This window comes from Pseudomonas sp. JS425, from assembly GCF_018223845.1.
Taxonomy (GTDB): Bacteria; Pseudomonadota; Gammaproteobacteria; order Pseudomonadales; family Pseudomonadaceae; genus Aquipseudomonas; species Aquipseudomonas asiatica.
In genome coordinates, this window is the sequence record NZ_CP073661.1 from 5389834 (window position 1) to 5408143 (window position 18310).

17 protein-coding genes, 1 other RNA gene and 1 pseudogene are annotated in these 18310 nt (G+C 59.6%); 15 read left to right on the plus strand and 4 right to left on the minus strand.

Features of this window, described 5'->3' with window-relative positions:
• Positions 1-62: 62 nt before the first annotated feature.
• On the minus strand, positions 63-467 hold the full coding sequence (gene fur, locus KDB76_RS24820) for a ferric iron uptake transcriptional regulator (protein WP_015271870.1): 405 nt from the start codon (positions 465-467) through the stop codon (positions 63-65).
• Between the two features lie 97 nt (positions 468-564).
• On the opposite strand from fur, the gene bamE reads away from it, so the two are divergent.
• Positions 565-1098, plus strand: a complete 534-nt coding sequence (bamE, locus tag KDB76_RS24825) for an outer membrane protein assembly factor BamE (RefSeq protein ID WP_015271871.1) — start codon at positions 565-567, stop codon at positions 1096-1098.
• 61 nt (positions 1099-1159) lie between these two features.
• Here bamE and KDB76_RS24830 read toward each other — a convergent pair whose 3' ends face one another.
• A complete protein-coding gene (locus tag KDB76_RS24830; RefSeq protein ID WP_003258078.1) occupies positions 1160-1594 on the minus strand; it encodes a type II toxin-antitoxin system RatA family toxin in 435 nt (144 codons plus the stop codon).
• A gap of 162 nt (positions 1595-1756) precedes the next feature.
• Here KDB76_RS24830 and smpB point away from each other — a divergent pair, with 162 nt between their 5' ends.
• Positions 1757-2239, plus strand: coding sequence for an SsrA-binding protein SmpB (gene smpB / locus KDB76_RS24835; protein WP_013974300.1), 483 nt, complete (start codon positions 1757-1759; stop codon positions 2237-2239).
• A gap of 135 nt (positions 2240-2374) precedes the next feature.
• Here the strand turns inward: smpB and KDB76_RS24840 are convergent, their stop codons facing one another.
• Positions 2375-3142, minus strand: a complete 768-nt coding sequence (locus KDB76_RS24840) for an FCD domain-containing protein (protein ID WP_013974301.1) — start codon at positions 3140-3142, stop codon at positions 2375-2377.
• Between the two features lie 256 nt (positions 3143-3398).
• Between KDB76_RS24840 and KDB76_RS24845 the strand changes: the two genes are divergently transcribed.
• The 13 genes and pseudogenes from KDB76_RS24845 to KDB76_RS24905 all read left to right on the plus strand — a co-directional run.
• Entirely contained in the window at positions 3399-5069 is a 1671-nt protein-coding gene (locus KDB76_RS24845) for a lactate permease LctP family transporter (RefSeq protein ID WP_024087770.1), read from the plus strand.
• 62 nt (positions 5070-5131) lie between these two features.
• A complete protein-coding gene (lldD, locus tag KDB76_RS24850) occupies positions 5132-6277 on the plus strand; it encodes an FMN-dependent L-lactate dehydrogenase LldD (protein ID WP_013974303.1) in 1146 nt (381 codons plus the stop codon).
• Positions 6278-6352: 75 nt separating this feature from the next.
• Positions 6353-9163 (plus strand): FAD-binding and (Fe-S)-binding domain-containing protein, encoded by a 2811-nt coding sequence (locus tag KDB76_RS24855; protein ID WP_024087771.1) that lies wholly within the window; start codon positions 6353-6355, stop codon positions 9161-9163.
• A gap of 275 nt (positions 9164-9438) precedes the next feature.
• Positions 9439-9735: a hypothetical protein gene (locus KDB76_RS24860; protein ID WP_013974305.1), complete on the plus strand. Its 297-nt coding sequence runs from the start codon at positions 9439-9441 to the stop codon at positions 9733-9735.
• Positions 9736-9834: 99 nt separating this feature from the next.
• Positions 9835-10229, plus strand: a transfer-messenger RNA (tmRNA) gene (ssrA, locus tag KDB76_RS24865).
• Between the two features lie 184 nt (positions 10230-10413).
• Complete coding sequence (locus tag KDB76_RS24870; RefSeq protein WP_024947374.1) at positions 10414-11670, plus strand: integrase domain-containing protein; 1257 nt, start codon at positions 10414-10416, stop codon at positions 11668-11670.
• Between the two features lie 352 nt (positions 11671-12022).
• A complete protein-coding gene (locus KDB76_RS24875) occupies positions 12023-12352 on the plus strand; it encodes a hypothetical protein (protein WP_024947375.1) in 330 nt (109 codons plus the stop codon).
• A gap of 71 nt (positions 12353-12423) precedes the next feature.
• A complete protein-coding gene (locus KDB76_RS24880) occupies positions 12424-13392 on the plus strand; it encodes a DUF932 domain-containing protein (RefSeq protein WP_024947376.1) in 969 nt (322 codons plus the stop codon).
• 79 nt (positions 13393-13471) lie between these two features.
• A complete protein-coding gene (locus KDB76_RS24885; RefSeq protein ID WP_212632200.1) occupies positions 13472-14476 on the plus strand; it encodes a lambda-exonuclease family protein in 1005 nt (334 codons plus the stop codon).
• Between the two features lie 89 nt (positions 14477-14565).
• Positions 14566-15522, plus strand: a complete 957-nt coding sequence (locus tag KDB76_RS24890; RefSeq protein WP_212632201.1) for a hydrolase or metal-binding protein — start codon at positions 14566-14568, stop codon at positions 15520-15522.
• Positions 15519-16016 (plus strand): DNA repair protein RadC, encoded by a 498-nt coding sequence (gene radC, locus KDB76_RS24895; RefSeq protein ID WP_181126754.1) that lies wholly within the window; start codon positions 15519-15521, stop codon positions 16014-16016. The genes KDB76_RS24890 and radC overlap by 4 nt, the downstream gene beginning before the upstream one ends.
• A gap of 16 nt (positions 16017-16032) precedes the next feature.
• A complete protein-coding gene (locus tag KDB76_RS24900; RefSeq protein ID WP_181126753.1) occupies positions 16033-16215 on the plus strand; it encodes a hypothetical protein in 183 nt (60 codons plus the stop codon).
• A 1338-nt stretch (positions 16216-17553) separates the two neighbouring features.
• A pseudogene (locus KDB76_RS24905) lies at positions 17554-17817 on the plus strand (IS5/IS1182 family transposase); the annotation flags it as partial.
• A 332-nt stretch (positions 17818-18149) separates the two neighbouring features.
• Here KDB76_RS24905 and KDB76_RS24910 read toward each other — a convergent pair.
• The gene (locus KDB76_RS24910) at positions 18150-18296 is read right to left on the minus strand and encodes a hypothetical protein (protein ID WP_181126752.1); all 147 of its coding nucleotides are present in this window, start codon (positions 18294-18296) and stop codon (positions 18150-18152) included.
• Positions 18297-18310: the final 14 nt, after the last annotated feature.

Genomic DNA, 18310 nt, shown 5'->3' on the forward strand with positions numbered 1-18310 from the left:
GCCTCAGAAAGCACAAAGACGACCCGAAGGTCGCCTTTGCCATTCATAACGATAAGAAATCGTTACTTCTTTTTACGCACATACAGGACCAGATTGTGGTCCACCAGCTCGTAGCCATGCTCGGCCACGATTTCGCGCTGGCGTTTCTCGATCTCGGCATCCATGAACTCGATGACTTCACTGGTCTCCACGTTGACCATATGGTCGTGATGACCGCCATCGGCCAGTTCGAACACCGCATGACCGCCGTCGAAGTTGTGGCGAACCACCAGACCCGCCGCTTCGAACTGGGTCAGTACGCGGTAGACGGTGGCCAGGCCTACGTCCTCGCCAGCCTCCATCAGCGCCTTGTAGACATCCTCGGCGCTCATGTGACGCTGCTCGGTGGAGTCGAGCATCTGAAGGATCTTGACTCGAGGCAGGGTCACCTTGAGACCGGCTTTGCGCAATTCGCTATTTTCAACCATGGTCAGCTTTCTCGCCGATGCTGCTTCGCAGCTTCTCTTAATACGGGTATGATCGGGGTTTACGTTGTCCAGCCAAGATAGTGGAAGTCGCCCACCGATGCAAAACACCAAGCTCTTGCTAACCAGCCTCACCCTAGTGGGACTGCTCGCACTCGCCGGTTGCTCGTTTCCCGGGGTTTACAAAATCGACATCCAGCAGGGCAATGTCGTTACGCAAGACATGATAGACCAATTGCGCCCCGGAATGACCCGCCGGCAAGTAAGGTTTATCATGGGTAACCCGCTAATCCAGGACACCTTCAACACCAACCGCTGGGATTACCTGTACAGCCTGCAGCCAGGCGGCGGCAAACGCCAGCAAGAACGCATGAGCGTGTTCTTCAACGAAAGCGACCAGTTGGTGAGCCTGTCCGGCGACTTCATGCCAGGCGTCAGCCGCGACCAGGAAATCCTCGGCGGCAGCAGCGACACCACGGTCAGCCCGGCCAACCAGCCAGAGCAGCCAACCGCGCAGCCTGAAGAAAAACCGGCCAAGCCAGGTTCGGTGGAAGAATCCATCCAGCGCGAAATCGACACCATCGAGACCACCCCGGTCCCGACTCCAGCGCCGCTGGAAACCTCGCCTCAATAAGCGGCGAGCAGATACAAAAAAGCCCGGACCTGGTCCGGGCTTTTTGTTGCCGCTGTTTCAGTCAGGCATTCAGTTGCTTGGCACGCTGGCAAAACGCATCCACCAGCGTATTTGCCGCCTGGTTGAACAGCGGCCCCAAAGTCGCACGCACCAGCGGGCCAGCATAGTCGAACGAAAGGTCCAGGCTGATCTTGCAGGCCTTTTCACCCAGCGGCTTGAACACCCAAAGGCCATGCAACTGGGTGAACGGCCCCTCCTCTAGGTTCATCTCGATAGACTGCCCCGGCACCAGTACATTGCGCGTGACGAAGTGCTGGCTCATGCCGCCCTTGGCCACTTCGAGCTTGGCACGCATGTGCGTGTCGCTGGCTTCGATCACCGTCGAGGCCGAGCACCAAGGCAGAAACTGCGGGTAGCTGGCCACATCGTTGACCAGATCGTAGAGCGCCTGGGCGGGATACGGCAGCAGGGCGGAGCGTTGAATATGGGTAGTCATCCAGGCATCACTTCCAAGGCTGGGTGGCGGCGCTTCGCAGCGTGCCGAAAACAAGTTCTGTCGCAAAGACAGCGGCTGTATTGTCCGGTATTCATTGCAGTGGCTCAAGCACACCGAAATCCCATAGCCGACGACGCGGCGACTGCCTATAATGCCGCCCCTATGGCTAAACAAAAGAAACATCCGACCGGGACCATCGCGCAGAACAAGAAGGCGCGACACGATTACTTCATCGAACACAAGTTCGAGGCCGGGCTGGTCCTGTCCGGCTGGGAAGTAAAAAGCCTGCGAGCCGGCAAGGCGCACCTGACTGACAGCTATGTGCTGCTGAAGGACGGTGAGGCCTGGCTGTTCGGCAGCCACATCACCCCGCTGACCACGGCCAGCACCCACGTCATCGCCGACCCCATCCGCACTCGCAAGCTGCTGCTGAACAAGCGCGAACTCGAGCGCCTGGAAGCGGCCGTGGCGCAAAAAGGCTACACCTGCGTGGCCCTGGCGCTGTACTGGAGCAAGCACCTGATCAAGTGCGAAATCGCACTGGGCAAGGGCAAGAAGGAATTCGACAAGCGCGACACCATGCGCGAGCGCGATTCCAACCGCGAGCTGCAGCGGGCTGTGCGGAACAAGGGCAAGGAAGAGTAATACCTCTTCTTCAGCCTGCTCCGGCCTCTTCGCGGGTAAACCCGCTCCCACAGGATTCACACTGAGTTCAGATTCGGTGCGGTCTCTGTGGGAGCGGGTTTACCCGCGAAGAGGCCAGCACTGCCAGTACAAATCTCAACGCCCGCTACGCCGCTCCGCCCGCGCCACTCGCTGCGCTTCTTCATGCGCCTCTTCCAGTACCTCCTGCACATACAGAATGTGCCGGCTGGACACTTCCCGCGCATCCTCCGCCCTGCCCTCGACTATCGCCAGGTACAGCTCCCGGTGCTGGCTGATCAGCATGTCCCGAGTCTCGGTCCGTTGCTGGTACATGCCGCCGATGTTGGTCACCACGTTGCGCTTGAGCAGGTCGAACAAGCCCCGAATGGTGTGCAGCAACACGGCATTATGGCTAGCCTCGGCAATCGCCAGGTGGAAGCGCGCATCGGCCGCGCCTTCCTCCGCCCGAGTCACTTCGTCGGCCCTGGCATAACAGTCCTGCAGCGCATCGAAGGCCGCCTTGAGGCGTGCCCGGTCCGGCTGGGTGGCGCGCTGGGCCGCGTAGTAGGCGCAGGACGCCTCCAGGGTATGGCGGAATTCGAGCAGGTCACGCTGCGCCTCGGCACTGTGTTCAAGCAGTTGCAGCAATGGGTCGCTGAAAGTGGACCCCAGAGACTCGGCGACAAAATTGCCCCCACCCTGGCGGCTGACCAGCAGCCCCTTGGCCACCAGCTTCTGGATCGCCTCACGCAGTGATGGGCGGGACACGCCGAACTGCTCGGCAAGGACGCGCTCGGCCGGCAGCCGCTGACCAGACGTCAGCGTACCTTCCAGAATCATCCCTTCCAACCGATCGACGATGTCGTCGGACAGGCGCCGTTGGCGGACCTGATCAAAAACCATCACATGCTCTCCACAAACCCCCGGCAGATTTCAGGGGGCGCCTATTCTCGCCGATCCGGGCCTTGCAAACACCCACCAGCCGACGATTTTCCCCGCCCATCAGATGCCCACTCATCGACACACGACCAAAGTTTTGCACGGGACAAATTGACACACCCACGAAGACGCTTTTAACCTAGCGCCCAGCCATTGTAAATTGGTCTTACCAATTATCCAATGCCAGTGCCTGACCAACAACAATTAGGGGCCACCCCATATGCAAACCTGGCAACAAATCTATAGTCCGCTTGGTAGTCTTGGCCTGTCCGCACTGGCGGCGGTCATTCCCATCGTCTTCTTCTTCCTTGCCCTCGCCGTGTTCCGCCTCAAAGGCCACGTGGCCGGCAGCATCACCCTCGCATTGTCGATCCTGGTGGCGATCTTCGCCTTCCAGATGCCTGTCGACATGGCATTCGCCGCTGCAGGTTATGGCTTCCTCTACGGCCTCTGGCCGATTGCCTGGATCATCGTTGCCGCGGTGTTCCTGTACAAACTCACGGTCAAGAGCGGCCAGTTCGAAGTGATCCGCAGCTCGGTGCTGTCGATTACCGACGACCAGCGCCTGCAAGTGCTGCTGATCGGTTTCTGCTTCGGTGCCTTCCTGGAAGGTGCGGCGGGCTTTGGTGCACCGGTGGCAATCACTGCCGCGCTGCTGGTGGGCCTGGGCTTCAACCCGCTGTACGCCGCCGGCCTGTGCCTGATCGCCAACACCGCGCCAGTGGCCTTTGGCGCCCTGGGCATCCCGATCATCGTGGCCGGCCAGGTTACCGGTATCGACGCCTTCCACATTGGCGCCATGACCGGTCGCCAGCTGCCGCTGCTGTCGCTGTTCGTACCGTTCTGGCTGGTATTCATGATGGACGGCCTGCGTGGCGTGAAGGAAACCTGGCCTGCCGCCCTGGTCGCCGGCTTGAGCTTCGCCGTCACCCAGTACTTCACCTCGAACTTCATCGGCCCGGAGCTTCCGGACATCACCTCGGCCCTGGCCAGCCTGATCGCCCTGACCCTGTTCCTGAAAGTCTGGCAGCCAAAGCGTTCGTTCGCCGAAGCCAAGGGCAGCGTCGGTGCCGCCGTGGTCCAGCCAAGCGGCAGCAAACCAAGCCCCTACAGCTTTGGCGAGATCTTCAAGGCCTGGTCGCCGTTCCTGATCCTCACTGTGCTGGTCACCATCTGGACCCTGAAACCGTTCAAGGCGGCCTTCGCCCCGGGCGGCGCGATGTACAACTTCGTGTTCAACTTCGCTATCCCGCACCTCGACCAACTGGTGATCAAGTCCGCACCGATCGTCGCCGCGCCAACCGCCATGCCAGCGGTGTTCAAGCTCGACCCGATCTCTGCCACCGGCACCGCGATCTTCCTCTCGGCGCTGATCTCCATGGCCGTGCTGAAGATCAACTTCAAAACTGGTCTGACCACTTTCAAGGAAACCTTCTGGGAGCTGCGCTGGCCAATCCTGTCGATCGGCATGGTGCTGGCCTTCGCCTTCGTCACCAACTACTCGGGCATGTCCTCGACCATGGCCCTGGTGCTGGCCGGTACCGGTGCCGCGTTCCCGTTCTTCTCGCCGTTCCTCGGCTGGCTGGGTGTGTTCCTGACCGGTTCCGACACCTCGTCCAACGCCCTGTTCAGCTCGTTGCAGGCCACCACCGCGCACCAGATCGGGGTCAACGACACTCTGCTGGTAGCGGCCAACACCAGCGGCGGCGTGACCGGCAAGATGATCTCGCCGCAGTCGATCGCCGTGGCTTGCGCCGCCACCGGCCTGGTTGGCAAGGAATCCGACCTGTTCCGCTTTACCGTCAAGCACAGCCTGTTCTTCGCCACCATCGTCGGCCTGATCACCCTGATCCAGGCCTATTGGCTGACCGGCATGCTGGTTCATCACTAAAGTGAAAGGGGCCGGGCGCCATCGCGCGCCCGGCGATCCCACACGCAACGCTGCGAGAATCCATGATCATTTCTGCCTCTACCGACTATCGCGCCGCGGCCCAACGCAAGCTGCCTCCCTTCCTGTTCCACTATGCCGACGGCGGCGCCTACGCCGAGCACACCCTGCGCCACAACGTCTCGGACCTGGCCAGCATTGCCCTGCGTCAGCGCGTGCTGAAGAACATGTCCGAGCTCAGCCTGCAGACCAAGCTGTTCGACGAAACCCTGAGCATGCCGGTGGCCCTGGCCCCGGTCGGCCTCACCGGCATGTACGCCCGCCGTGGTGAAGTGCAGGCGGCACGTGCGGCGGCGGCCCACGGCATTCCGTTCACCATGTCCACGGTGTCGGTGTGCCCGATCGAAGAAGTGGCCCCGGCCATCGACCGGCCGATGTGGTTCCAGCTGTACGTTCTCAAGGACCGCGGCTTCATGCGCAACGCCCTGGAGCGGGCCAAGGCCGCCGGGGTCAAGACCCTGGTGTTCACTGTCGACATGCCGACACCCGGCGCCCGCTACCGCGACGCCCATTCTGGCATGAGCGGCAAGAACGGCCCGCTGCGCCGCGTGCTACAAGCCATGACCCACCCCGAGTGGGCATGGGATGTCGGCGTGATGGGGCGCCCACACGACCTGGGCAACATTTCCACCTACCGTGGCAACCCCACCGGCCTTGCCGACTACATCGGCTGGCTGGCCAACAACTTCGACCCGTCGATCTCCTGGAAAGACCTGGAGTGGATCCGCGAGTTCTGGGACGGCCCGATGATCATCAAAGGCATTCTCGATGCCGATGACGCCCGCGATGCGGTCAGGTTCGGTGCCGACGGCATCGTCGTGTCCAACCACGGCGGCCGCCAGCTCGACGGCGTGCTGTCCAGCGCCCGCGCCCTGCCGGCAATTGCCGATGCGGTCAAAGGTGACCTGAAGATCCTCGCCGATTCCGGCATCCGCAGCGGCCTCGACGTGGTGCGCATGATCGCCCTGGGCGCCGATACCGTACTGATCGGCCGCGCCTTCCTCTACGCCCTTGCCGTGCACGGCCAGGCCGGGGTGAAAAACCTGCTGGAGCTGTTCGAAAAGGAAATGCGCGTAGCGATGGTGCTGACCGGCGCCAAGTCGATCAGCGAGATCACCCGCGACTCGCTGGTACGCGAACTGGGCGCCTGACCGCCCGCAAGAACGACCGCCTGATTGACCCGGGGCATGTGGCGCACAGACGCCACGGCCCCGCGAGGAGACTGCATGAGCCTGCCCGCCGCGTTCCTGCGTGATGCCGAGCGCCTGATCCCCGCCGAACGCCGCTTCGACGACCCCACCTCCACCCTGGCCTTCGGCACCGATGCCAGCTTCTACCGGCTGATCCCCAAGCTGGTGGTGCGCGTCGAGTCAGAAGACGAAGTGGTCGGCCTGATCAAACTGGCCCAGCGCGAGCGGGTGCCGGTCACCTTCCGCGCCGCCGGCACCAGCCTGTCCGGCCAGGCCATCAGCGACTCGGTGCTGATCGTGCTGGGCGATAACTGGAACGGCCGCGAAATCCGCGGCCAAGGCGAGCAGATCCGCTTGCAGCCCGGCGTCATCGGCGCCCAGGCCAATGCCTGGCTGGCTCCCTTCGGGCGCAAGATCGGCCCCGACCCGGCGTCGATCAACGCCTGCAAGATTGGCGGCATCGTCGCCAACAACGCCAGCGGCATGTGCTGCGGCACCGCGCAGAACACCTACCACACCCTGGCCGGCCTGCGCCTGGTGCTGGCCGACGGCACGCGCCTGGACAGCGAAGACCCGGCCAGCGTCGCCGCGTTCGAGGCCAGCCACGCCGGCCTGCTGGAAGCACTGGCCCGCCTGGGCCGCGAGACCCGCGCCAACACTGCGCTCGCCGAGCGCATCCGGCACAAATACCGGCTGAAGAACACCACTGGCCTATCGCTGAACGCATTGGTGGACTACGACCAACCGCTGGATATCCTGCAGCACCTGTTGGTCGGCTCCGAAGGCACCCTGGGCTTCATCAGTGCCGTCACCTACGACACCGTGCCCGACCACCCGCACAAAGCCAGCGCACTGCTGGTTTTCCCCAGCGTGGAAAGCTGCTGCCGCGCGGTGACCGTTCTCAAGCGCCAGCCGGTCTCGGCCGTTGAACTGCTCGACCGCCGCAGCCTTCGCTCGGTGCAGAACATGCCCGGCATGCCTCTGTGGGTAAAAGGCCTGTCGGACAACGCCTGCGCCCTGCTGATCGAGTCCCGTGCCGCCAGCCAGAGCCTGCTGCATGAACAGCTGCAACAGGTGATGGCCTCGATCGCCGACTTCCCACTGGAACAGCAGGTGGACTTCAGCGAAGACCCCGCCGTGTACAACCAGCTGTGGAAGATCCGCAAGGACACCTTCCCCGCCGTCGGCGCCGTACGCCAGACCGGCACCACCGTCATCATCGAAGACGTCACCTTCCCCATCGAGCAACTGGCCGAAGGCGTCAACCGACTGATCCAGCTGTTCGACAAGCATCGCTACGATGAAGCGATCATTTTCGGCCACGCCCTGGAAGGCAACCTGCACTTCGTCTTCACCCAGGGTTTCAACAGCGCCGAGGAAGTCGCCCGCTACCAGGCCTTCATGGACGATGTGGCGCAACTGGTGGCGGTGGAGTTCGGCGGCTCGCTCAAGGCCGAGCACGGCACCGGGCGCAACATGGCACCGTTCGTGGAGCTGGAGTGGGGCCACGACGCCTACCAACTGATGTGGAAGCTCAAGCGCCTGCTCGACCCCAACGGCATCCTCAACCCCGACGTGGTGCTCAGTGAAGACCCGGACATCCACCTGAAAAACCTCAAGCCGCTGCCCGCTGCCGACGAGATCGTCGACAAGTGCATCGAGTGCGGCTTCTGCGAACCGGTGTGCCCTTCCAAAGGCCTGACCCTCAGCCCACGTCAGCGCATCGTCATGTGGCGTGACATCCAGGCCAAACAGCGCGCCGGCATCGACACCCGGGAATTGCGCCAGACCTACCAGTACCAGGGCATCGACACCTGCGCCGCCACCGGCCTGTGCGCCCAGCGCTGCCCGGTTGGCATCAACACCGGCGAACTGGTGAAGAAACTGCGCAGCCAGGCCGCCGAACACGAAAAAACCGCCGACTGGCTAGCCGAACACTTCCACACCGCCCTGGGCGGCGCGCGCCTGACCCTGACCGCCGCCAATACCGCACGCAAGCTGCTCGGCGCCCCACGCCTGGGCCGCCTGAGCGCCTCGCTGAACAAAGCCAGCAAAGGCCGCCTGCCAAAGTGGACCCCGGCGATGCCACAACCACTGCGCCCACTGGACTTTGGCCCGGCCAGCAACGACGCCCGCCCTCGCGTGGTGTACCTGGCTGCCTGCGTCTCGCGGGTGATGGGCCCGGCCTATGCCGACCGCGAGCAGAGTTCGCTGCTGGACAAGACCCGCGCCCTGCTGGAAAAGGCCGGCTACCAGGTGGTGTTCCCTGACAACGCCGACAGCCTGTGCTGCGGCCAACCGTTCGCCTCGAAGGGCTACCCCGAGCAGGCCGAGCACAAACGCCAGGAACTGATTGCCGCCCTGCTGCACGCCAGCCGCGGCGGCCTCGACCCTATCTACTGCGATACAAGCCCCTGCACCCTGCGCCTGGTGCAGGACCTGGGCGACACCCGGCTGGACCTGTACGACCCAGTGCGCTTCATCCGCACCCACCTGCTCGAACGCCTGGAGTTCACCCCCCAGGACGAACCAGTGGCCGTGCATGTGACCTGCAGCACCCAGCACCTGGGCGAAAGCCAGGCGCTGATCGACCTGGCGCGGCGTTGCAGCAAACAGGTGGTGATCCCGGAGGGCATACACTGCTGCGGCTTTGCCGGTGACAAAGGCTTCACCACCCCCGAGCTCAACGCCCACTCGCTGCGCAGCCTGAAGGATGCGGTGCAATATTGCAGCGAAGGCATCTCCACCAGCCGCACCTGCGAGATCGGCCTGTCCAGCCATAGTGGCATCGATTACCACGGGCTGGTCTACCTGGTAGACCGCGTCACCCGGCCGCGTAGCATATGACCGTTTAACGCAAAACCTGATAGCTGCCGCAATCCCTGTGGGAGCGGGCAAGCCCGCGAACACCGGCGCAGCCGGTGCCATACACCGCGCAGCCTGCTTCGCGGGCATGCCCGCTCCCACAGGTACCGCGCCGGCTTTGGGCACACGCTGTACCTGTAGGAGCGGCTTCAGCCGCGAACACCGGCAAAGCCGGTGCCATCCCGATTGAACCCCCGCCAATCCCCCGCAGTCCATCCTTACAGGCCCACCTTCCAGAGGCCCAGAAGGAGACTCCCATGAAAGGTACCGCGCTTTCGGCCCTGTTCGCGGCCGCCACCCTGCTGGCTTCGCCGGTATTCGCCGCCGAAGACCTCTGCACCGCCAACCTGCAAAAGATCGACGACAGCATGGCCACCGCCGGCGCTACCTCCGAAGGCCTGGACAAGGCCATCACCGAGCACGTCGACAAAGCCAAGGCTGCCCAGGCATCGGGGGACACCAAGGAATGCATCGCCATCACCAGCAAAGTCCTGGAGCGGTTGGAAAAAACGGAGAAAGGCAGCGGCACCAGCGGCGGCGGTAGCGGCGCGTGAGCCCAAAAGCGGGCGACCGGACCGGCTGTCGACGTCGCCCGCGCAATGGCGTATACTCCGCCTCACGTACCGTAAGGTGCGTTAGCCAAGAGCTAGTGTGGGGCCGATCAGGATTCGACGCCGGTAGCGAAACTCTAGGTGCATGCCGAGTTGGTAACAGAACTCGTAAATCCACTGTTGCAACTTTCTATAGTTGCCAATGACGAAAACTTCGAGGCGGAGTACGCTCTCGCTGCGTAAGCAGCCGAGCCCGACCTTCTGGTAGCTTCGGCTCCAGCAATCATCAGGGGATGCCTGTAAACCCGAAATGATTGTCATACAGAACAGGATCGTCGTGTAGCACGTTGGGGGCAAAGCGACTAAAACTTACCCAACTCGTCCAAAGCACCCTGCCCGTCGGGCGGCTGCGGATTAACTCAGTAGACACGGCTAAGCATGTAGTACCGACAGCGGAGTACTGGCGGACGGGGGTTCAAATCCCCCCGGCTCCACCACATTTACATCTAAAGACGTCCACGGACGTCTTTTTTTGTGCCTGAAAGACAGTGAATACGCGGCTTTCAAGGCGATGGGTGTCCACGGACGTCCATGAGCAGCTACACCTTTTGGCATTCCAAATGGCATTCCAAGCCCGTAGGTGCTAATTTTTGGAATGCCAAAATCAAGTCTGGAATGCCAATGTGCGCACAAGCTACCCGCCTCTCTGAACTCAAAGTCAAATCTGCCAAGCCTGCTGAAAAGGACTACGTCCTATTTGATGGCGGCGGACTTCAAATGCGAGTGAGAAGCAATGGCTCTAAGCTATGGAACTTCAACTATCGACACCCTGTGACGAAGAAGCGGATCAACATGGGACTGGGAACCTTCCCCGAAGTCTCGTTAGCGCAAGCACGCAAGGGTTCCGTTGAAGCGAGGGAAGCACTTGCCCACGGCATCGACCCTAAAGAGAGGCGGGATGCTGTGCTGCAAGCTAAACAAGCTGCGACTGAGCACACATTCCAGAATGTGGCGACGTCCTGGTATGAATTGAAGAAGGATGCTGTGACGCCGGCCTACGCTGAGGACATCTGGCGCTCGCTAACATTGCACATATTCCCGGACTTGGGCTCCACACCGATCTCAGCCATAAGCGCACCGCAAGTCATCAATCTACTCCGGCCACTCGAAACCAAGGGCAGCCTTGAAACCGTGAAGCGGCTGACGCAGCGGCTCAACGAGATCATGACCTACGGGGTCAACTCGGGACTGATTCACGCGAACCCACTCAGCGGTATCCGCGCCGTCTTCAAGAAACCGAAAAAGAAAAACATGGCGGCACTCCCCCCCGATGAGCTGAAAGAGCTAATGGTGGCAATCGCCAATGCCAGCATAAAAAGAACAACCCGCTGCCTGATCGAGTGGCAGCTCCACACCATGACCCGGCCAGCCGAGGCAGCAACCACCCGCTGGGCAGATATCGACATCGAGAAGAAGATCTGGACGATTCCTGCGGAGCGCATGAAGAAGCGCCGTGCGCACATTATCCCGCTCACGGAGCAGGCTCTTGCACTTTTAGAGGCGATCACGCCCTACAGTGGACATCGGGAATTTGTGTTCCCCGCAGACCGAAACCCTCGTACCCACTGCAACAGCCAAACCGCCAACATGGCACTAAAGCGCATGGGTTTTGAAGGGCGCTTGGTAAGCCATGGGATGCGCTCAATGGCGAGCACCATCCTCAACGAGCACGGCTGGGATCCTGAATTGATCGAGGTTGCACTTGCCCACGTCGATAAAGACGAGGTACGTAGCGCGTACAACCGAGCAGATTACATAGAACGCAGACGCCCTCTGATGGCATGGTGGAGCAACCACATTCAGGAAGCGGCAACAGGCAACCTGTCGGTGTCAGCTACCAGAGAACATCAAGATAAAAAGGTCGTCTCGATACGTTGACCTAACGTCAGATCCTCGCCAAAAGCGGGCTACGGACATGACGCTATCTCACAGGGTACCTGCTCAAAACTGAACCACAGACCCATGTGCTGTGGTTCACCTGGATCAGTTTTCGCTCAGAACCGCCAGCGCTCCACTTCTTCAGAATTTCATTTTCTACTTTCCTCGCCCTTCTCAAGGCCTGAGGGACCAATATCCGATTACCTCTACAGCGCTAGATTAATCGAGATTGGATCCAAAAATATTTCAAACCTATATCACCTCAATGAACGCCCCGCAGTATCGACTGCTGCTGGGGATTTGGCCTGCCAGCTTCTACCTCGGCACGCTCATCACTTGAGAGGATCTACATATGTATACCCCTTGCCCAAGCTGTAATTCAGGACGTGTCATCACGAAAAATCTCGGTAAACAAACGGGCGGATTAATTGGCGCTGCAGGCGGTGCAGCCAGTGGTGCCGCCGGTGCCCTGTCAGGTGCGGAAGCCGGCGCGGTACTGGGTGTAGTCGGTGGGCCGGTGGGCATTGCGATCGGCAGCATCGCCGGGGCGATTTTGGGTGGTCTGTTTGGCGGGGTCGCGGGGGGCATTGCCGGGGCCACGCTGGGCGAGCAGATCGACGACAAGGTGCTGGCCAATTACCAATGTCTGGAGTGCGGTTACAGCTTTAGCGTCAACCGTTAAGCCGTTGTGAACAGGCGTCGTTCGTTGATGAAACGACGCTCTTTCCCCTTCATTCGTAAGGAATCATTCTCATGGCTCATCTCGTTGAAACCATGGCCTACGCTGGCGCTACTCCCTGGCATGGCCTGGGCAACAACCTGCCCCGTAAACAACCGATTGAGGTATGGCAGCGTGAAGCCGGCATGGACTGGCAGATTCTAGAAAGCCCAGTGCACTTCAAGTCAGACGCGGTCGGCCACCTGGGCGCCATCCACTCCTTTCCCGAGCAGAAGGTGCTTTACCGTTCCGACACCAAGGCCCCTCTGTCGGTCGTCTCGCAGCGCTATCACACCGTGCAACCGCGCGAGGTACTGGAGTTCTACCGCGATCTCACCGAAGTCTCCGGCTACGAGTTGGAAACCGCAGGTGTACTCAAAGGTGGGCGCAAGTTCTGGGCACTGGCACGTACCGGGCAAGGTGCAGAGCTGAAGGGCAACGACCAGGTCAACGGCTACCTCCTGCTGGCCACCTCCTGCGATGGCACCCTGGCCACCACTGCAACGCCAACCACCGTGCGCGTGGTATGCAACAACACCCTGACCATCGCCTTGGATGGCAGCAGCCGCGCAATCAAAGTACCGCACAACACTCGCTTTGACCCGAAGACAGTGAAGAGGCAACTGGGCATCGCAGTCTCGCAATGGGACGAGTTTATGTACCGTATGCGCGTGCTGTCCGAGCGCAAGGTGCAGTGGCATGAGGCATTGGGCTACTTCATGAACGTGATGTGTGAGACCAGCCCGACCGGCGCTCTGCCGGAGCAACTGCCCAACGAGCGCGCTCTGCGAAAGATACAGGAGCTTTATGAAGGCCGTGGTCGCGGTAGCCAGCTGGACTCGGCACGCGGCACCGCCTGGGGCTTGCTCAATGCCGTGACCGAGTACGTCGATCACGAGCGCCGGGCACGCAGCACGGAGTATCGCCTCGACTCTGCATGGTTCGGCCAAGGCGCCCAGATCAAGCAACGCGCCTTGGATACAGCCCTGCAACTGGTTGCCTGACCTTTTACCAACCCCACCCCATAACGCCCGACCCGCTTCGTTGCAGGTCGGGCGTTTCTATTTCTGCAAGGTGAATGCTATGAAAGCCACTTCATTGAATCGCAACATCAGCAAGCCTCGTCCGGCTCTGCGCTTGGTAAGCACCAAGGAACTGCCACGCGAGGACTGGCTGCAGATCCGCAAGCAAGGCATCGGCAGCTCTGATGCGGCCGCTGCCGTGGGTCTCAACCCCTATAAATCGCAGCTGGAACTCTGGATGGAGAAGACAGGCCGCGATGCCGGTATGCCCAAGGCTGATCCTCTGGATGAGGAAAGCCCGATGTACTGGGGCAACGTGCTGGAGCCCATCGTGGCCTGGCATTACAGCAAGCGCACGAAGAACAAGGTACGGCGCATAAACGCTGTGCTGCAGCATCCTGATCCGGAGTTGCCCTGGATGCTGGCCAACATCGACCGTGAGATTATCGGGGCCGACGATGTGCAGATCCTCGAATGCAAGACAGCCGGCATAAACGGGGCACGCCTCTGGAAAGAGGGCGTGCCGGAGTATGTGCAGCTGCAGGTGATGCACCAGCTCGCGGTCACCGGCAAGCAGGCGGCAGATGTGGCAGTACTGCTCGGCGGCCAGACGCTGGAGATCCATCGCATCGAGCGGGACGAGCAGATGATTGCCCGCCTGATCGAGCTGGAACGCCAGTTCTGGCAGCACGTGGAAACCGACACACCCCCGCCGGCCGATGGCACCGCTTCCGCCGAATCGGCCCTGCGCTGCCTCTACCCGGAAGACAACAGCCTGGTCGCCGACTTCAGCAACCATGCCGGACTGACCGCTGCCTTCATCGAGCTCAAGGCCGTTCGCCAGTCGATTGCCAACATGGAGAAGCGCGAGGCCGAGCTCAAGCAGATGCTGCAGCAGGCCATGGGCAGTGCCAGCCGGGCAGATTTCTCCAGCGGCTACGTCAGTTGGCGCAAAGCCAAGGACAGTGTTGGCCTCGATGTCGCTCAGTTGCTCCAGGACAAGCCCTACCTGCAGGCCAGGTACCCACTGCTGAAGCCCGGTGCGCGGCGCTTCCTGGTCGGCTGATTTTCACTTCCCTCACTCCCTTCCCCCTTGGCCAGTCCATGCAGTTCGCGCTGCGTGGCTGGCCTTTTTTCATTTCCAGGAGAACCTCCATGCTGAAAGGCTTAGCCCTGACGCCCCCAGTGCTCGGGCGGATTTCCATCGGCAAGATCATCGAGAAGAACGGCAAGCGCCTGCCGGAAAAGGATGACCAGTTCACCATCACCTCCCAGGTACAAGGCAAGGACGGCTGGCTGCTGCACCCGCTAAACGACGAGCTGCGTCAGGGTAAGGACGACAAGCCGCGCAGCATCCCGGTGCGCCTGCTGTTCAACGAGCCGGAGTTGAACTTTCGTGCCGACTACACCCTGTTTGATCGGCAGTCCGGACGACCGCTGTGCGTGGGCAACGGTGAGACCTGCAAGCGCATCACCCAAGACGGTATGCAGTCGCTACCCTGCCCTTCGCCGGATGCCTGCCCATTGGCCAAGGGTAATGCCTGCAGGCCCTTCGGACGGCTGAACGTGGTCATTGGCGATGAGGATCCGCTCGGGAGCTTTGTATTTCGCACCACCGGCTTCAACAGCATCCGCACCCTCGCCGCCCGGCTGCATTACTTCCAGGCCATCTCCGGAGACCGGCTGGCGTATTTGCCATTAGAGCTACGCCTGCGCGGTAAATCCACCCGCCAGAGCCATAGCACGCCGATCTTCTACGTCGACATCACCGTGCGAACGGGTATGACAGTGGAGGAAGCCTTGCAGGCAGCCCGCCAACTGGAGGAGAGCCGCCTGGCCGCTGGTTTCGACCAGGCCGCACTGGATGCGGCTGCTCGGCAAGGATTCGGCAATGGCGCTTTCGAGGAAGACATCGAGGAAGGTGGCAGCGTCTTTGAAGAGTTCTACCCCGAAACGATCACGCCCACAGATAAACCGAAAGCCTCCGCTACACGCCCTTCTCTCGCCGAGAAACTGGAGTCCCAAGCCAGGCTCAACGCCCAGCCACCCCCTCCCAATAACCATTCGGTAGAGGTCGCTTGCGACTCACTGCTCGAAGGAGTGCGCCTATGAAATTCCAGAAAATAAAAGCTGGTGAAGACGCCGGTAGCTACATCGTTAACTCACCGGTGACCGAAACAGAGATTCTCCGCTTAGCCCTACAACTGACAGCGCGAAGAATGTCCAAAGGAAAACCACTTACTGATCCGCTGCAAGTGGCTGAACATTTGCAAATGTTATTACAGGATTACGAGCATGAAGTGTTTGCAGTTTTGATGCTCGATACCAAATATCGCGTCATCGCGTTTGAAGAGGTGTTCCGCGGCACAGTTGACAGCGCCCGTATTTACCCTCGAGAAGTCGTCAAGTTAGTGCTGAGCCACAATAGCTCCGCCGTCATCCTCGTCCACAATCACCCCTCAGGTGATCCGACGCCTAGCTCAGAGGACCGGTTAATCACTCAGACACTAAAGACCGCGCTCGACCTGATTGGCACTCGCACGCTGGATCATATTGTCGTTGGCAGTGAAGGTTATGTATCTCTCGCCCAGTTAGGTTGGATCTAGAAAAAGGCTATTACTGATGAACCTGATCCGTTTCCTAGGACTTCTCTTCGTATTCATTTGCATTCTGGCCGGAAGCGCCATCGTCATCGCGCTATCGGTGCTCGCTATACGGTTCTGGCTCATCCTGCTGATCTTGGCGTTAGCCCTAGCGATGTTCAATTGGCTACTTAGACGAATCGGAATCAAAATTCGCTCTTGATACGAACCTTAACTTCTGGCTACCAATGCGACTTAAAGGAATCTCTGCATGATTACACGATGCTTGATCTGCAACTCATCCGTAGTCCTCACCAGAGAAACAGCCGAAACCCTGCTACGCACCTTGGAAATGCGGAAAATCTTTATTCAAGGAATTCAGCATGCATCTACCGAAGCGAAAACACCACCCTCTGATCTCCACTGCGAGAGTCCATTGAGCCACCTCCTACAACTCCTTCAGAAGGGATTATCCAAGATCGATATATCGGAAAAATCTACCAACGATTTCATTACAGACGTCCATCGCTTTCACTTTTTAGGCAACGATTGCCTTTGCCTACGCTGCGGATCGAAATACGATAACCAACCGTTACCAACGTCATAATGTCCATCCTTTCCACGGCCACTAGGTCGTGGAAAGGATGGACATATTATTTTTCAACTTTAATCGTCTAGCTTGTTCCTGACCTAATATTGCTCCAAGTGCGGACCAACCCTGAAAATCAGAAATCTACTCGCTTTTTATCACTGTCACACGTATTTCTCAACACACCCAAAACCTTCCGCGCACCTGCAATAGGTTAGCAAATTTAATTTAACGCTTTATTCTTTCTCTGGCAGAGTCCTGGGCTGACGCCTTATCTGCGGAGGGACTATCACTATGATTAATAAATAACTTATCTAGAAACACCACATTCAAAGCCATCTCTTGACCTCCGAAGCTGTACTTGCGATTTCTTTCTGCCCCTCCACGCCAAAGTCTCCTCTATCCCATGCTGGTGGACTTACGAGAATCCCTAGGAAAACTCCGATCAAGTCAGCACCGGCAGCCTGACCTATGCTGAAAAAGCGCTCCGTTCATCCACGCCAACAAGCCTTGCCCATGAGTCAGATGAGCTTCTCAGGTTTCGAATATCCCGGTAAGCGCAAGCAAACCCGTCGCGAGCGTTTCCTGGCCGAGATGGAACAGGTCGTATGATCTGTGATGCTGTACCGAAGATGGGATTAGACCTTCCGGAGTCGGATTGCAGGAGCAGGCCTCAAACCACCCGGTGCTGCTGCATTCAAAGGTGCGGTGGCGAGCGACCGATGAAAAGTCACCCTATGATGATGGCAAGTGAGTATGGAGAAGATGAGCGAAAGCAAACCTTCCGATAACGCATCGTTATTCCCTAAGAGGGTGTAGACAAAATAAAGTAAGCTGCTTGTCCCTCGCCTACGCAGCATTGCACCATGCCTAAAACCGGACGCCCGCCCGTAATCGCTGCGGAGCATTACCCTCTGCTGACCAGACTCGCTCATGCGCAGCCCTATTCCAGCCAAGCCGAACTGGCGAAAGCATTCCATGCTGATCCAAGTCATACGAGGCCCGAACAATCGGCGCACCGGGAAATGGCATTCAGAACAAGGCGATTTGTTCACGGCAGCACCGTCTCCAAGCGGTTTTGTGGTGATGCCCAAGCGCTGGGTAGTACAACGGACTCACGCCTGGAATGAGCGCGCGAGGCGGTTGATCATGCACCACGATCGGTTGATGGATGTGAGTGCGGCATGGGTGTGGCTGGCCGAGGCTCGGATGCTTGCTCGTCGACTTACTACTTGATTTTGTCTACACCCTCCTAGGAGTTGAGCCGCGCCAGTGATGCCACAAACTCGATATGAGCTACCCGCCTCCACTGACTGGCCTAGTAAAGATCTGAGGTTCTCCAGCGCAGTGTGGAGCGGTAACTCACCGGCTTGCAACTGACGCGTGCAGTTTACATTGCGTTAGCAACGCATGAGCGCTGCCAAGAGCTTCTCCTCTGGCAGCGTTTCCAATAATTCCAGGCGCAAAACCTGGAGTGCCATTTCCAGCAGTGATGCTCCGTCGGGTTGGATATACATACGCTAGTCTAGAAGTCCACCGCAACGGAAGATATACACAGATTGGTTCAATCAGCTGAGCTCGAGGTAAAATTTGTAGCCGAGAGTCGCGAACATGATGCCGATACCCACAGCCATCATTACAATACCGTAATCTCTATTTCGGCGGCTGTAGCCAATCACCAGAAACACGAACCCCAGACAAATCAGGCCGATCATTATTTCAAGCTCTC

Excerpts from the sequence above, each read along its gene's own strand:
- radC (WP_181126754.1), top strand. The coding sequence starts at position 15,519 with ATGAAATTCCAGAAAATAAAAGCTGGTGAAGACGCCGGTAGCTACATC.
- KDB76_RS24890 (WP_212632201.1), top strand. The coding sequence starts at position 14,566 with ATGCTGAAAGGCTTAGCCCTGACGCCCCCAGTGCTCGGGCGGATTTCC.
- KDB76_RS24845 (WP_024087770.1), top strand. The coding sequence starts at position 3,399 with ATGCAAACCTGGCAACAAATCTATAGTCCGCTTGGTAGTCTTGGCCTG.
- KDB76_RS24885 (WP_212632200.1), top strand. The coding sequence starts at position 13,472 with ATGAAAGCCACTTCATTGAATCGCAACATCAGCAAGCCTCGTCCGGCT.
- smpB (WP_013974300.1), top strand. The coding sequence starts at position 1,757 with ATGGCTAAACAAAAGAAACATCCGACCGGGACCATCGCGCAGAACAAG.
- fur (WP_015271870.1), bottom strand. The coding sequence starts at position 467 with ATGGTTGAAAATAGCGAATTGCGCAAAGCCGGTCTCAAGGTGACCCTG.
- KDB76_RS24900 (WP_181126753.1), top strand. The coding sequence starts at position 16,033 with ATGAACCTGATCCGTTTCCTAGGACTTCTCTTCGTATTCATTTGCATT.
- KDB76_RS24855 (WP_024087771.1), top strand. The coding sequence starts at position 6,353 with ATGAGCCTGCCCGCCGCGTTCCTGCGTGATGCCGAGCGCCTGATCCCC.
- bamE (WP_015271871.1), top strand. The coding sequence starts at position 565 with ATGCAAAACACCAAGCTCTTGCTAACCAGCCTCACCCTAGTGGGACTG.
- KDB76_RS24880 (WP_024947376.1), top strand. The coding sequence starts at position 12,424 with ATGGCTCATCTCGTTGAAACCATGGCCTACGCTGGCGCTACTCCCTGG.
- KDB76_RS24830 (WP_003258078.1), bottom strand. The coding sequence starts at position 1,594 with ATGACTACCCATATTCAACGCTCCGCCCTGCTGCCGTATCCCGCCCAG.
- KDB76_RS24875 (WP_024947375.1), top strand. The coding sequence starts at position 12,023 with ATGTATACCCCTTGCCCAAGCTGTAATTCAGGACGTGTCATCACGAAA.
- KDB76_RS24840 (WP_013974301.1), bottom strand. The coding sequence starts at position 3,142 with ATGGTTTTTGATCAGGTCCGCCAACGGCGCCTGTCCGACGACATCGTC.
- KDB76_RS24860 (WP_013974305.1), top strand. The coding sequence starts at position 9,439 with ATGAAAGGTACCGCGCTTTCGGCCCTGTTCGCGGCCGCCACCCTGCTG.
- KDB76_RS24870 (WP_024947374.1), top strand. The coding sequence starts at position 10,414 with ATGTGCGCACAAGCTACCCGCCTCTCTGAACTCAAAGTCAAATCTGCC.
- KDB76_RS24910 (WP_181126752.1), bottom strand. The coding sequence starts at position 18,296 with ATGATCGGCCTGATTTGTCTGGGGTTCGTGTTTCTGGTGATTGGCTAC.
- lldD (WP_013974303.1), top strand. The coding sequence starts at position 5,132 with ATGATCATTTCTGCCTCTACCGACTATCGCGCCGCGGCCCAACGCAAG.